Genomic DNA, 14,913 nt, shown 5'->3' on the forward strand with positions numbered 1-14,913 from the left:
GGCGTGACGGGTGGGCGGCGGGTCTGGCGGCGACTGGGAGACTACCCGCCATATCGGTATTTCGCCTGATGACTTGCTGGGTTATAAGTCCTGTCGGACACGCGTCCGAGGACGGCCTGTGCCTGTGTGGGCCGGGGCCTCGGCCCGTACTCATAAGGTTGACGCGGTGAAGACCCACCCTGAAGGTTTCGCCTCCACCCGCAAGTCGCCCCGAGGACGCCTGGGACGGCCGAGCGACCGCGCCCGGCAGTCGCGTCAACAACTGGAGCGTCGCCTGGCGGTGAGCGTGGGCGAGGAGGCGCGGTCGGCGCGGATGCGCGCGGGGCTGACGCAGGCGGATGTGGCCGAGCGCATCGGCATCGCCGCGGAAGTCTATGGGCGGATGGAGCGCGGGAAGATGATGCCCAGCGTGCCGACGCTGTTCCGGCTGTGCCTGGCGCTGCGCCTGTCGGCGGACGTGGGGTTGGGGCTCGTCACCGCGGCGTCGGTGGGGGCCGCGCTGTGGGAGGAGGACTCGCGGGACAAGGACCACCTGCCTGAGATGCGCCGCCTCATGCGCACGCTGCGTCGCATGTCGCGCGGTCAGCTCAAGCTGGTGAACCAGGTGGCCTCGGCCATCCTCCCCCAGCGCTGAACGCGTCTTCGGAGCCCGAGCGAACCCAAGCGAGCCCGAGCAGGCGGGCGTCACCTCGCGCGACGTCTTCGCGGCGTTCAGTGCGCGTGGGCCTTCGTGGTAGATGCATGAGCGTGGCCCTGGCCCCGGCAATCGCGGGCTCGAGGTCGGGAGCGCTTTGGGATGCATGGGGCTGACTCCGAGTCCTTCGAGTGGGTGTTGCGGTCCGCGGGCGAGTCGTCCTCCGCCCGCCTGCGCGACGCTCCGGGAGCCAGGGAGTCCGTGGAGCGGGCCTTCACCCAGGCCGCTTCGCTCTCCGCCGCCGCGCCCGAGCCGCGTGCCTTCGCTCGACACCTGGGGGCCTGGCTCTCGCGGGCGGGGGACCCGGTGCTCGCGTTGGAGCGACTGCATGCGCGGGATTTCGCGCTCGCGCTCGCCTGCGCCGAGGGACTGCCGGCGGCCACCGCGCTCCTGGAGCAGGAGGTCCTCCTCGCGCTGCGCGTTCCGCTGTCTCGCATCCATCCCTCTCCAGTGTTCGTGGACGAGGTGCTGCAGGTGCTCCGGGCGAACCTCTTGATGCCTCGCGCGGACGCGCCCTCGCGGCTGCTGGGTTACGCGGGCGTGGGCCCGCTGCTGCACTGGGTGAGTGTCTCCGCGGTGCGGCTCGCGTTGAGGATGCGCAAGGCGCAAGGAGAAGAGTCCCTGGTCGATGCCGAGGTGCTCGCCGCGCACCCCTCGCCGGGAGGGCTGGAGCTGGGCTTCGTCCGAGAGGAGGCGCGGGGACACGTGCGCGCGGCCTTCATCCGCGCAGTGGCCTCGCTGGATGATGAGGACCGGGAGTTGTTGCGACTGCACTTCGTGGAGCGTCTCTCGCTGGGGCGGATGGGCGCGCTGTTCGGCCTGCACAAGTCCACCCTGTCGCGTCGGCTCTCCTCGGTACAGGCGCTGCTGGAGAAGCGGACGCGCCGCGCGCTCTCCGAGCGGTTGGCACTGCCCGAGCCGGAAGTGGACAGCCTGATGCGCGCCATCCATGGACGGTTGGATTTGAGCCTCTCGGGACTGCTGGCGGCGCGCGAGTGAGCTGCCCGGACGAGAACACGCTCTCGGGATATGCGAGCGGCGGGCTGGACTCCGAGGGCACCGAAGCCGTGCGCAAGCATGTCTCCGGCTGCTCGGAGTGTCGAAGTGTGCTCGCGGTGCTGGGCGGGTTCCAGGCGCCGTCACCGAGGGTCGACGCGGGGCTGCTCGTCACGGGCGCGCGCGTGGGGCGCTACATCGTGCTGGGGCTGCTCGGTGAAGGAGGCATGGGGCGCGTCCATGCGGCGTATGACCCGGAGCTGGACCGCAAGGTGGCGCTCAAGCTGCTGAACCTCGCGCGGCTCGGGGAGGGCTCGCTCACTCAAGCGCGTCAGCGACTGGAGCGCGAGGCGCGCACGATGGCGCGGCTGTCGCATCCGCACGTGGCCCACCTTCATGACGTGGGCGAGTTCCAGGGGCAACTCTTCCTGGTGATGGAGTTGGTGGAGGGAGGCACGCTGCGGCGGTGGTTGTTGGAGAGGCCGCGCACGCGCCGGGAAATCCTCGCGCGCTTCATCCAGGCGGCGGACGGGCTGGCGGCCACCCATGCGCTGGGCATCAGCCACCGCGACTTCAAGCCCGACAATGTCCTGCTGACGCGCGACGGTCAGGTGCGCATCACCGACTTCGGTCTGGCCAACGCGGCGGTGCTGGAGCCGTCACTGGGGGAGGTGCGCATCATCGACGTTGGCCCGGCCAACGCAACGACAGGAGAGCCGTCACGGGGCGAAGTGCGCATCACCGACGTCAGCCCGACCAGCGCGGCGACACGGGAGCCGTCACGAGAAGCAGAGCCACTCGTCCCCGGCACGGGGCCACTCACCGTCACCGGAGTGTTCCTGGGGACGCCCGCGTATGCGGCGCCAGAGCAGCTTCAAGGAGCGCGCGGTGATGCGCGTTCGGACCAGTTCGCCTTCTGCGTCGCACTGTACGAGGCGCTCAACGGACAGCGGCCCTTCGCGGGCGCCACGAGCGAGGAGTTGCTCGCGTCCATGCTGCGCCAGGAGGTGCGTCCCGAGAAACGGAGCGTGCCCTCGTGGCTCAAGGCCGTCGTCCGACGAGGACTCCACGCGGACCCGTCGCGGCGCTTCGAGTCCATGCAGGTGCTGCGCTCCCGCCTCTCGCGAGAATCAAGCGCCTGGAAGCGCAGCGCCGTGGCGGCGGTGCTCGCGGGAGGACTGGTGGGTCTGGGGTTCCTCGTGTTCAGCCCTTCCTCGGCCACACCGAGCGAGGCCTGTCAGGGCAGCGAGAGGCACCTCGCAGGCATCTGGGACGAGTCCGTGCGCGAGTCCACGCATCTGGCCTTCTTGAGAACGGAGGACCCGTTGGCCGAGGCCTCGTTCCAGGCCGTGGCCTCCTCATTGGAGCGGTGGACGCGGGACTGGACGCACGCGCATCAGTCCGCGTGCGAAGCGACGCGCGTCTTCGGCGAACAGTCGGAAGCAGCGATGGGCCTGCGCATGACGTGCCTGGACCAGCGGCTGGGAGAACTGTCGCGACTGACGGTGGCGCTGCAGGGCGCGGACGCGCGGACGGTGGAGCGGGGCTTCAGGCTGGGGGCCTCTCTCGGTGGCGTGGGCCGCTGCGGGGACGTGCGCACGTTGCAGGAGGCCGTGTCTCCACCAGAAGACCCGACGGTGCGCACGGAGGTGGACGCGGTACGCGCCGAGCTGGCCCGGGCCAACGCGGAGCTGCTCGCGGGCCACACCTCGGAGGCGCTGCGCATCGCACTGCCCGCTCGAGCGCGCGCCCTCGCCACGCGGCATCGACCCCTGGAGGCGGAGGCGCATCAGCTCTGCGCGCTGTTGCAGGAGGACGCGGGTGCGTTCGAGGACGCGCGCGCATCACTGGCCCAGGGCTCGCTGGCGGCCGAGGCGGGGCGACACCTGGGCGTGCTCGCGCGGGTGCTGAAGTCCCAGGCCTGGCTGCACGGGTACGGCCTGGGGCGCACCCCGGAGGCGTGGCCCTTCCTCCAGCGAGCACGGGCCGTGGCGGAGACGCTGCGAGACGCCGAGCTGGATACGATGCTGGACCACGTGCAGGCGGAGTTGCTGGAGCAGGAGGGCCGCTTCTCGGAGTCGGAGCCGCTGCTGCGTGCCTCGCTGGAGACCGCCACCACGCGCGGACAGACGCACGCGCGCGCGGAGCTGAGCGGCCGGCTGGGCCTGCTCGCGCGGCAACAGGGGCGCCTCTTGGAGGCGAAGCGCTGGCAGGAGGAGGCGCTGCGGCTGCATGAGGAGCACTTCGGTCCGGCGCACCGGGACACGGGACGGGCCCTCGCGAACCTGGGAGGCACGCTGGCCCTCCTGGGCGAGCTGTCGAGGGCCGAGGCCGTCCTCCAGCGCGCGCTCACCATCCTCCGCAAGACGCTGGGCGAGGAGAACCTGTCCGTAGCGCGGACCTTGTCCAACCTGGCCCTCGTCTACTTCGAGTGGGGACATGGAGCCCAGGCGCGAGAGGCCGCGGAGGGCAGCTGGGCCGTGGCGCGCAAGAGCGTGGCCGCCGACAGCCCGGTGCTGATGGGGATGGCGTCCAACCGGCTCGGTGTCCTGGGAGAGCAGGGCGAGCGTCCGCTGGAGCTGGAGCATGTCCGACGCGTCCTCGCGCATCGCGAGCGCGTCTATGGCGCTTCACACCCGGAGGTGGCCCTCGATGTCCACGAGGTGGGCAGGCTGCTGCGCCTCTTGGGGCGTCCGGATGAGGCGCGAGGCTTCCACGCGCGCGGCGTCGCGCTCCAGGAGCCGCTGCTCGCCAAGGGCGAGATGGATGGCGCGGGACTGCGCTCCCTGGCGGATGCCCAACTCTTCCTCGGGAAGGTGGACGAGGCGCGGCGTCACGTGGATCAGGCGCTCGCGAGCATGGAGCGCGATTTGGGCCCCTCATCGTCCGAGCGAATCGAGGCGCTGCTCCTCCTGGGAGACGTCCAGCTCGCGCGAGGTCAACCCGCCGAGGCCCTGGCGCCGCTGCGCACCGCGCTGGAGGTGCTCACGGCCCGGCAGGTGAGCTCCGCGCGAGTTCCGAGAGTTCGTCGTCGGCTCGCGCGAGCGCTCCGGTTGACGGGCGCGACGCAAGAGGCCTGCGCGGAGGCGCACCGTGCCTGGGAGGAGCTGGCTCCGTGGAGCAAGGCCTACGCCCAGGAGACGGCGGAGGCGCGGGCCGAGTTGGGGCACTGTCGACAGGCAATGCACTGATCGAATCCCAGGGTCGCCCAAGAGCGAGCCCTGGTGCGTCCAGTCCCGGTGTTCAGCGGCTCGGCAGGCAGAGCGTGTCGGGAGGGCAGCGCTCGGGGCCCATCGCCCCGGGCCTCGCGGGTTCCCTCAGGCGCTCCGCGTCATCGCGCGGCCCCACCGTCTGTTCAGCCGTGAGCGTGTCCTGCTGGGACGCCTCCACGGAGGGGATGAAGCTCAGCGCGGCCAGCACGACGAGCAGCAGTCCGAAGAGCAACTGAAGCAGGCGAGCGCGCACCACATGGATGGTCGGAGGGGCGATCATCCCACGCCCTCCCCGACGACAATCCACGTCCCAGCGGTCACCACGTCCCCCACCGAGCACGTCGGCGGAGCCAGGGGGAGCAGGCAGGCAGCGAGAGACAGGGACGAGGACGGCGGCGTGGGGATGGACGCCAGCCGGCACCAGGACGGGGACAGACAAAGACTCATGACGCGGGGCTCCGGAGTGCGGGGAACTTGGTGAGCCCCCGTGCGCATGTCCTCCCTCCCTCGGGGACAAGCCCCGTGTCGGGTGTGTGACGCGGTGGATGCGCTCCGTCCAACCCGGGACGGAGCCGAAGGTTTCGCGGTTGCTTCTGCTCTGCGGGTGACGACTTCGCCGGAGGGATGCTTGTCACTCCGCTCCGTCCCTGGCCTCATGCGAGCCAGGGGCCCTCGGGAACAGACGTGACGGAAACGATTCGGGGAAGGCGACGCGGAGGACTCGGCCCGCGCGCGTGCATGGCGGTGTGGCTGCTGGCGCTGCTCGTGCCGGTGCTCCCCTCCCATGCGCAGGCCCCGTCACCGTCGGACGCGGGGAGCACGGACGCGGGCGTGGCCGAGGAGGTGGGCCTGGCGCGCACGGACGCGGGCTGGGCCGTGGACGTCGCGACGCCGGATGGTGGCGTGGTCGAGTCCGTCTTCATCCCTCCCGCGCTGACGCAGGACTCTCCCGCGCCCTATCCGCCCAAGCTCGCCTCGGAGCGCGTGTCGGGCGTCGTCCGCCTGGAGCTGCTGGTCGACGACGCGGGCGAGGTGGAGTCCGCCACGCTGGTGCAGGGCGTCCACCCGCTGTTGAACGAGGCCGCGCTGCACGCCGCGCCGTCGCTGCGCTTCATGCCGGCCACCGTGGATGGGAAGCCGGTGCCGGTGCGCCTCGCCTTCGAGTACCGCTTCGAGGCGCCCGTCGTCGCCGAGGACGCGCGCCCCGAGGCCCCCGTCACCCTGCGCGGCCTGGTGCGCACCAAGGGCAACCGACGTCCCGTCGTCGGCGCCACGCTGGTGTCGGAGAGCGCGCCGGATGCGCCGGTGCAGACGGACACCGACGGCCGCTTCGAGGCGCGCTGGCCCTCGGGAGGACACCGCGTCCGCATCTCGGCTCCCGGCCACAAGCCCGGCCTCTTCCGCGAGGCGCTCCGGGAGCAGGAGGCGCTGGAGGTGGTGTACGGGCTGGAGCCGCTCGTCATCAACCCGTACGAGACGGTGGTGCGCGGAGACCGCGAGCGCACCGAGGTCAGCCGCGTCACGCTGCACGACGCGGAGCTGCGCGAGGTGCCCGGCACCATGGGCGACCCGTTCCGCGTCATCATGCTGTTGCCCGGCGTGGGCAGCATGTTGTCCGGCGTGGCGTACCCCGTGGTGCGAGGCAGCCAGCCCGCGGCCACCGGCTACTTCCTGGATGGCATCCGCGTCCCCATCCTCTTCCACCTGTTCCTCGGTCCGGCCGTCATCCACCCGGACTTCATCGACTCCATCGACTTCTTCCCGGGCTCGCCGCCGCCGCGCTACGGGCGCTTGTTGGGCGGCGCGATTGAAGGCCGGCTCAGCAGGCCGAGAGATGACCGCGTCCACGGCAGTGCGTACGCGGACCTCATCAACGCGGGCTTCTTCCTGGAGACGCCGTTCGTCTCCACCGGCACCAACGTCAGCCTCGCGGGGCGCTACTCCTATACGCCGTGGCTCATCGCGCTCGCGGCCAACAAGCTCCAGGACCCGCCGTCGCCGGGCCGCGTCAACCCGCAGGTCGTCCTCGACTTCTGGGACTACCAGCTCCGCGTCGAGCAGGACGTGGGCCAGGGCAAGCTGCGGCTGTTCGCCTTCGGCTCGTCGGACACGTTCGGCTCCGAGGCGCAGGACGAGTTCGGCGACACCGCGCTGCAGTCCATCATCTTCCACCGCGTGGACCTGCGGCACCGACACCCGCTGGCCGGCGGCGAGTTCGAAATCGGCGTGACGTGGGGACTGGACCGCTTCGCCGTCACCAGCAGCACTCCGCCGAGCGACGCGACGTCCGTCTTCATCGACCAGGGCACCTGGGCCGCGCGCCTGAACTACACCGCGCCGTTGGACTCGAAAGTCACGCTGCGCCTGGGCGGCGACGTGGACCACAAGCGCGCCATCGTCGACTTCTACGAGCTGAACCCGGATGAGGAGACGGCCGAGTTCGCCCCGGTGGCGCTGGCCACCTTCCTGGGCGCGTGGGCGGAACTGGTGTGGCAGCCCACGCCCAAGTGGTCCGTGGTGCCGGGCCTGCGCGTGGACAACTACCACCTGTCCCCGGGCATCGACCGCACCGCGCTGGAGCCGCGCCTCACGCTGCGCCACCAGCTCACCGACTCGCTCGTCCTCAAGGGCTCCGCGGGCCTCTTCCACCAGCCGCCCACGTCCCTCATCAGCCTGCCGGTGGTGGACGTGGGGAGCCTGATTCTGGGACTCCAGGAGGGAGCGCAGTTCTCGCTCGGCGCCGAGTGGAAGGCCTTCACCGGCCTGGAGCTGGGCATGGACGTCTACGTCAACCCGCTGGTGCGGACGATTGAACTGACGCCCTTCTCCGACGAGGGCCTGGTGGATGACCCGGACCCGTTTCCCACCCCGGACCAGGACCCGGGCATCCCGGACCGCGACGACATCAACTTCCCCGACTTCACCAGCCAGGGCCTCGCGTACGGCCTGGAGCTGCTCATCCGCCACCCGCTGGGCGACAACTGGTTCGGCTGGCTCTCGTACACGTTGCAGCGCAGCGTCCGGCGCACGCGCTTCTACCGGTACGACCTGGAGGGCAACGTGCTGGGCGAGGCGCAGGCGGACCTGCCCTTCGCCTTCGACCAGTCGCACGTGCTCAACCTGGTGCTCAGCTACAAGTTCTCCAACAGCGTCACCCTGGGCGGCGTGCTGCACTTCAACACCGGCCGCCCCGAGTACGGGACGCTGGGCACGCAGACACACCGCGCGGGCCGCGACAGCTCCGGCCGTCCCTCGTGGGTGAAGGTGGATCGGGACTCCGTTGACCGGCTGCCGCCGTTCTTCCGCTTCGACGTGCGCCTGTCCAAGTCGTGGGTGTATGAGACCTTCAGCCTGGAGGCGTACCTGGACATGCTCAATGTCACCATCAGTCAGGAGACGGTGAGCTTCGAGTACGACGGAGGGAGCGGGCGACCGCTGTCCAAGGAGGCCGTGGGCCTGCCCATCGTCCTGCCCATCCTGGGCGTGAAGGGGCGATACTGAACCCGGGGAGTGATGGATAGCGCACGCTTGCCACTCCTCCCCGTGAGCGACCCCGACACGCCGACCGCCAGCACGGTTTGATTCCAGGAGAAGGAGTGTTGATGGGAGCCGGCCCCGCCCCTGGGCCGGATGGACACTCCCAGGCTTCGAAGGTGGACCGCGCCCGACATCCAGGTGAAGACTCCAGTTTCCACGAAGGGATAGCGACGATGGCGGAATGGTTGCGGTGGCGGGGAACTCCGGGGACGCAGGGGAGCTCCAGTGCCACGCTCTCTCCGGACGTCTCCTCCGACAACACCGTCCCCGTGGGCGTCGAGGCCCCGGGCGTGCTGCTGGTGGACGACAACCCCGCCAACCTGGTGTCGCTGGAGGCCATCCTCGAGCCGCTCGGCGTGCGGCTGACGAAGGCTTCGTCGGGAGAGCAGGCGCTGCGCTTCCTCTTGCGCGAGGACTACGCCGTCATCCTGCTGGACGTGCGGATGACGGGGATGAACGGCTTCGAGACGGCCTCCCTCATCAAGCAGCGCGAGCGCACGCGCAACGTCCCCATCATCTTCCTCACCGCGTACGGACGCGACGACTCGGAGCTCGTCACCGGCTACTCCACCGGCGCGGTGGACTTCCTGCAGAAGCCCTTTCCGCCGGAAGTGCTGCGCTCGAAGGTGAATGTCTTCGTGGAGCTGTTCCGCGCGCAGCACCAGGTGCGTGCGCAGGCGGAGCTGTTGCGACAGAAGGAGTCGGAGGCGCGCGAACTGGCGCACCGCGCGGCGGGCCACATCGACCGGCTGCGCGACTTCACCGCGCGACTGTCGGAGGCCAGCACGGTGGCCGAGGTGTGCCGCGCGCTCTTCGAGCAGGGCCTGGTGGCCGCGGGCGCGAAGGCGGGCGCGGTGAATCTCCTGAATGACGAAGGGGACGCGCTCGAAATCGTGGACGCGGTGGGCTACCCCGAGCAGGTGCTGGCGAAGTGGCGCCGGATTCCATTGTCCAACCCGGTGCCGCTCACGGAGGCGGTGCGCGAGCAGCGGCCCATCTGGCTGGGCTCGCTGGAGGACTGGCAGGGGCGCTACCCGCACCTGAACGCTTACGGCATCCACGAGTCCGCCATCGCCCTGCCGCTGTTGGTGAAGGGGCGTGCGCTGGGGGCCATTGGCCTGTCCTTCGCGCGGGCGCGGCTCTTCACGGAGATGGACCGGGCGTTCTTCTCCGCGCTGGCGCACGCGTGCGCGCAGGCGCTGGAGCAGGTGCGCCTCATCACCGAGGAGCGCCGCGTGCACGAGGAGCTGCGGAGGCGCGCGGAGTTCGAGCAGCAACTGGTGGGCATCGTCTCGCACGACTTGCGCAACCCGCTGGCGGCCATCTCCATGTCGGTGGGGCTCCTGGAGAAGAAGGGCGAGCTGTCCGACATGCAGCGGCGCACGGTGCTGCGCATCGGTCAGGCCAGCGAGCGCGCGGCGCGGATGATTCGAGACCTGCTGGACTTCACCAAGGCGCGGCTGGGCGGAGGCATCGCCCTGCACCGCCAGACGACGGACCTGCGGGACGTGGTGACGCAGGTGTTGGACGAGGTGCAGGGCGCCCACCCCGGGCGGCACGTGCAGGTGGACGTGGCGTCGGACGTGCGAGGGGAGTGGGATCCGGACCGCATCGCCCAGGTGCTGACGAACCTCCTCTCCAACGCGCTGGCCTACAGCCCACCGGACGCGCCGGTGCGGCTGCGCACCTTCGGAGAAGCGGGCCACGCGCTCGTCAGCATCTACAACGGTGGGGACCCCATCCCCCACGAGCTCCTGTCGCGCCTGTTCGAGCCGATGACGCGGGGCATGTTGAAGGAGGGCCAGTCCAGCCGCAGCATCGGCCTGGGCCTCTACATCGTCCGGGACATCGTCCGGGGCCATGGCGGCAGCGTGGACGTGGTGTCCTCTCCAGAGGATGGCACCACCTTCACGGTGCGCCTGCCCCGGCTCCAGGGCTGAGGCGCGGAGGCGGGTGGGAGTCACGCCTTCCTGCCCCGTGGGGCAGTGGCGGTTGTCACCCAGGGTGCACTTTGCTCTCGGAGACGGGTGGGGACGGGGGACGTGGCGCGCGCCACACAGTGCTTACGGGTGAGCACTGCGGGAATCGCTGTACCCGAGGACAAGTTCGCGACACCTCGGACATGGCACTCTCTGCCAACGCGCGTTCCGCCCCTCAGTCTCCGCACGTGGACTGGCGGGGTGCTGGGCGCCGGGGGGAAGTCGATGGTGAGCCTGTCGTCGTTGCCAGGGAATGCCTTGGCACGGTCGCTCCATGCCGCAAGTCCCGCACCGTGCATGCGCTTGGAAGCGCTGCGGGGACCGGCGGGCGAGGTGCTCGACTTCCAGGGGTCGTCGCTCAACGCGGCCGCGGAGCACTTCGTCCATGACTGGGGCGTGCCCTCCTGTGTCTCTCGCTGGGTGCAGCAGGGCATGCGCGGCGTGGAGCTGGAGGCGTGCGTGCGCGTCTGGGCCACCGGCGTGCCCCTGTCCGCGACGCTGCGGCTGTCCCGGGACGGGCTGGAGGCGTGCTTCCAGGTGGTGGGCATCAAGGAGTCGGAGGGCCTGGCCCTGTGGCTTCTGGAGCCGTCGCCGGAGGACGCGGCGGGGCTGCGCGACACCTTGGAGCGGGAGCGCGAGGCTCGACGGCGCGCGGAAGGCGCACTGGAGGGCGCCAGGGACTTGCAGGCCCGCGAGGAGCTCCTGCGGCTGGCCCTGTCCAAGGCCCGCATGGTGGCGTGGGAGTGGACGGAGGCGCGGCGCGCGGTGACGTGGTCCCCGGACGCGGAGGCGTTCTTCGGTCAGGCGCCCGCGTCGCTGGGCACCTCGCTGCCGGCCTTCCTGTCCTGCGTGGTGGTGGAGGACCGACCCAAGGTCGCGCGCGGAATCGAGCAGGCGCTGGCCGTGGACGGGGCCTATGCGCTGAAGTTCCGCTGCCGTCATCTGGACGGCACCACCCATTGGTACGAGGCGGTGGGGCAGAGCTTTCACGAGGGGGAGCGGCCGCACCGCATGGTGGGCGTGGTGGCGGACTGCACGGAGCGCGAGCAGGCGGAGGCCACGCTGCGGGAGGCGGAGGAGCGCTACCGGCTGGCCGCGCGCGCCACGCATGACGTGCTCTGGGATTGTGATTTGGCCACGGGGCGGGTGCGGTGGGACGCGGGGCAGGAGGAGCTGTTCGGCTATGGACGCGACGCCTCGGACCATGACCTGGGCTGGTGGACGCAGCGGCTGCACCCGGACGAGCGCGACGCGGTGGCCACCAGCCTGCGCGACTTCACGGCGTCCACCCGGGCCGCGTGGCAGGCCGAGTACCGTTTCCTGCGCAACGACGGAACCTGGGCGCACGTGTTGGACCGGGGCGTGCTGTCGCGTGACGCGGCGGGCCGGCCGGTGCGGATGATTGGCTCGATGATGGACATCACCGAGCGCAAGCGCGCGCTGGAGCGGCTGGCGGAGGAGGCGGAGTTCCGCGAGCGCTTCATCGGGATTCTGGGCCACGATTTGCGCAACCCCCTCAACGCGATAACCCTGTCCGCCCGGGCCTTGCGCCGCCGCGCCGCCATCAGCTCCACCCAGCAGCAGATGGCTCAGCGCATCGAAGCCTCCGCGGAGCGGATGGGGACGATGATATCGGACATCCTGGACCTCACGCGGGCCCGGCTGTCCGGGGGCATCCCCTTGCAGGTGGCGCCCGCCAACCTCTCCACCGTGTGTCAGCAGGTGGTGGAGGAGCTGTCCGCCGTCCATCCGGACCGCTACATCGCCTTCGACGTGGACGGCCGTTGTGACGGGCTGTGGGACGCGGACCGGCTGGCCCAGGTGCTCAGCAACCTGGTGGGTAACGCGCTGGAGCACGGCGCCCAGGATGCTCCCGTGCTGCTGCGGTGTCTGGATTACGAGACGCGCCAGGTGGTGGAAGTCACGAACCCCGGGGCGCCCATCCCCGCGCCGCAACTGGCCACCCTGTTCGACCCGTTCCGTCAGGCCGGCGCCGCGCGCGAGAAGGGCCGACGCCGGGGGGGGCTGGGACTCGGGCTCTTCATCGTCCGGGAGATTGTCCACGCGCATGGTGGCAGCGTGGACGTGCGTTCCTCCGAGCTGGATGGGACGACGTTCACCGTGACGCTCCCGCGTGACGCGCGCCGCGCGCCGCGGTGATGTTTCAAGGGCGTCTCGCGGTGTGTCACTGACAGTGAATCAGCGTCAACCGTGAGTCGATACACGGCTGAAACGTCAGCCGTTTATCGAAAGCCTTGTCGGACGCACGACCCCAACGGAAGAATTGCACGTGAGTACACCTGTCGCCCTGGGCGGGAAGCACTACCCGTTGTCTTGGCCGCGAGAAACCGCGCGGTCACCCCCAACGCGGAGACAGTCACATGCGCCAGTGCTTCAGCCGTTTCGAGTCCCGTCCGTCCTTCCTTCGTGAATTGACCGCGTGGGGGTTGCCCGCGCTCCTGAGCATCACCATCGGATGCGGCCCGGCGGGGCTGGGAGGGGGCGAGCCGAGCGAGTCCCTGGGCGCCCACGAAGACGGCCTGGTGTCGATGAATGGCTTGTCGACGAACGGGCTGAGCACGAACGGTTTGTCGACGAACGGGTTGAGCACGAATGGCCTGTCGACGAACGGGTTGAGCACGAACGGGTTGAGCACGAATGGGGTGTTCAATACATGGTTCACCGCCAATCCAGCCGAGGCGGAAATGCTGATGCGGTATGTCGCCCGCTGTGCATTGTCTTCAAATCAATCCCTGACGTACACCCATGGCGGAACGACGTACTCATGGCCCGGCGCGTTGGGGCTGGCGCCGGGGTGGACGGGGAGCGCGTCGGGCTCGCAGCCGCAGCCGGCGACGGTGGCGGAGCAGCAGGTGGTGTCCGCGTGTCTGGCGGCGCACGCGAACAAGTTCGGCGTGCACGTGAACATCTCCGTGCTGGGCAAGGGCGCGACGAACGTGGCGATTCCCTCCAGCACGGAGGAGATGCAGCTGTTCAGCCAGAAGGAGGCGTGCTTCTTCGGCAACCTCTTCAACAACGAGGGCCTCTTCGCGGCCAACGACACCAGCTACCTGGCCTATGACCAGAGCACGGTGCGCACCTGCGGCCTGTCGTCGTGGAGTGGCGACTCCGCGTGCGCGCCCGCGATTACGCACGTGGGCTCCTGCCTGGACTACTGCCAGCTGGATGCGTCGCGGACGTCGTACAAGAGCTGCACGTTCAACGGGAAGGTGTACCGCCCCATCAATACCCGCATCCGTCCCCAGGACATCTACCAGTGCGGCGACGGCGTCTGCCAGATTTCGGAGAAGTGCGGCACGGGTGTCACCGCGAACAGCTGCGCGGCGGACTGCGGCGCCTGCCAGTAGGGGAAGCAAGCGGACTTCGGACCCGCGGCTCCCTCCGCCGCGTGGGTCCATGAAGGGCTGGCCGGAGCTCCTCCGGCGGCGATATGTCCGGAAGTCGCAGGCGTTCCCGCCCCGAAGCACCCTGGGGGCGGACGTTCATTCCCGCCGCGACAACATGCCATACGGTGTTTGCTCTCGGGGTTGATAGACTTCAGTCCGTCGCGGTGCGCTCCTCGCATCCGCCCCGTGGAGGTCGATTCGATGAACGCCGTCTGGAAGCCCGCGTCCTGGGCCCTCGTGCCTGTCCTCCTGCTCGCGCAGGGCTGTGGTGACGACGAGAAGAAGAGCGACAAGAGCTACACCGTCCGCTTCAGTCCCCAGGTGCGGCAGGAGGCCCTGCGGTGTGGGACCACCTACCCGGATATCGGCACGTCGCGCGGCGTCATCGAGCTGCTCGACTTCAAGATGTACCTGCGTGACGTCACCCTGGTGCGCGCCAATGGCGAGCGCCACGCGCTGACGCTGGCGCAGGATGGGACGTGGCAGCGGGACGCGATTGCCTTGCTGGACTTCGAGGATGGCACCGGGGCGTGCACCACGGGCAGCCCGGACATGCACCGCGAGGTGGTGGGCACGGCGCCGGAGCACGACGACTACACGGGCCTGGAGTTCAAGGTCGGCCTGCCGCCGGAGCTGAACCACCTGGACGCGGAGGCCGAGCGCGCGCCGCTGAACGTGGCGCCCATGTGGTGGAGCTGGCAGGGTGGCTACAAGTTCGTGGCCCTGGACATCCGCTCCCAGGCGAACGAGAGCTTCTACTTCCACATGGGGGCCTCGGGGTGTCGGGGCTCGGTGCCGGACGGCTTCACCTGCACGGCGGACAACCAGGCGACCATCACCCTGGCGGGCTTCGACCCGGAAGAGAACCACGTCGTCCTGGACCTGGCGGGGCTGTACTCGGAGCTGGACGTGAATCGCGTCCCGAACGGAACGACGGACATGATGCCGGGGTGCATGTCGGGCGCGAGCGACCCGGAGTGCCCGGTGCTCTTCTCGCAGTTCGGCCTGGCCGCGGATGGCAGCCCCAAGGCGCTGCCGACGACGTTCTTCCGGGTCCGCTGACCTCTGGCGGGTGACATGAGGAGTGC

Annotated in this window: 10 protein-coding genes; 8 read left to right on the forward strand and 2 right to left on the reverse strand. The window is 70.0% G+C overall.

The annotated features are described in order from the left end of the window. The first annotated feature begins 166 nt into the window (after positions 1–166). The 3 genes from HUW62_RS08410 to HUW62_RS08425 all read left to right on the forward strand — a co-directional run bounded on the left by HUW62_RS08410 (position 167) and on the right by HUW62_RS08425 (position 4,881). Positions 167–634, forward strand: a complete 468-nt coding sequence (locus HUW62_RS08410) for a helix-turn-helix transcriptional regulator (RefSeq protein ID WP_338041967.1) — start codon at positions 167–169, stop codon at positions 632–634. 162 nt (positions 635–796) lie between these two features. After that, the gene (locus tag HUW62_RS08415; RefSeq protein WP_176434117.1) at positions 797–1,693 is read left to right on the forward strand and encodes a transcriptional regulator; all 897 of its coding nucleotides are present in this window, start codon (positions 797–799) and stop codon (positions 1,691–1,693) included. Further along, positions 1,690–4,881 (forward strand): tetratricopeptide repeat protein, encoded by a 3,192-nt coding sequence (locus HUW62_RS08425; RefSeq protein WP_368670368.1) that lies wholly within the window; start codon positions 1,690–1,692, stop codon positions 4,879–4,881. Before HUW62_RS08415 ends, HUW62_RS08425 begins: the two co-directional genes overlap by 4 nt. Before the next feature lie 52 nt (positions 4,882–4,933). Here the strand turns inward: HUW62_RS08425 and HUW62_RS08430 are convergent, their stop codons facing one another. Both HUW62_RS08430 and HUW62_RS08435 read right to left on the reverse strand, forming a co-directional pair. Beyond that, complete coding sequence (locus HUW62_RS08430; RefSeq protein WP_163869967.1) at positions 4,934–5,182, reverse strand: hypothetical protein; 249 nt, start codon at positions 5,180–5,182, stop codon at positions 4,934–4,936. After that, positions 5,179–5,349 (reverse strand): hypothetical protein, encoded by a 171-nt coding sequence (locus HUW62_RS08435; RefSeq protein WP_176434118.1) that lies wholly within the window; start codon positions 5,347–5,349, stop codon positions 5,179–5,181. Before HUW62_RS08435 ends, HUW62_RS08430 begins: the two co-directional genes overlap by 4 nt. 291 nt (positions 5,350–5,640) lie before the next feature. Between HUW62_RS08435 and HUW62_RS08440 the strand changes: the two genes are divergently transcribed. From HUW62_RS08440 to HUW62_RS08460, 5 genes are all read left to right on the forward strand, one after another. Beyond that, the gene (locus tag HUW62_RS08440) at positions 5,641–8,403 is read left to right on the forward strand and encodes a TonB-dependent receptor (protein WP_176434144.1); all 2,763 of its coding nucleotides are present in this window, start codon (positions 5,641–5,643) and stop codon (positions 8,401–8,403) included. Positions 8,404–8,612: 209 nt separating this feature from the next. Further along, entirely contained in the window at positions 8,613–10,379 is a 1,767-nt protein-coding gene (locus HUW62_RS08445; protein WP_176434119.1) for a hybrid sensor histidine kinase/response regulator, read from the forward strand. Positions 10,380–10,715: 336 nt separating this feature from the next. Next, positions 10,716–12,578, forward strand: coding sequence for a PAS domain-containing protein (locus HUW62_RS48575; protein ID WP_240357068.1), 1,863 nt, complete (start codon positions 10,716–10,718; stop codon positions 12,576–12,578). A gap of 221 nt (positions 12,579–12,799) precedes the next feature. Beyond that, positions 12,800–13,786, forward strand: coding sequence for a hypothetical protein (locus HUW62_RS08455; protein ID WP_163869970.1), 987 nt, complete (start codon positions 12,800–12,802; stop codon positions 13,784–13,786). A gap of 240 nt (positions 13,787–14,026) precedes the next feature. After that, on the forward strand, positions 14,027–14,887 hold the full coding sequence (locus tag HUW62_RS08460; protein ID WP_176434120.1) for an MbnP family copper-binding protein: 861 nt from the start codon (positions 14,027–14,029) through the stop codon (positions 14,885–14,887). Positions 14,888–14,913: the final 26 nt, after the last annotated feature.

Source organism: Myxococcus sp. AM011, assembly GCF_013372595.1.
In the GTDB taxonomy this organism is placed as follows: Bacteria; Myxococcota; Myxococcia; order Myxococcales; family Myxococcaceae; genus Myxococcus; species Myxococcus eversor.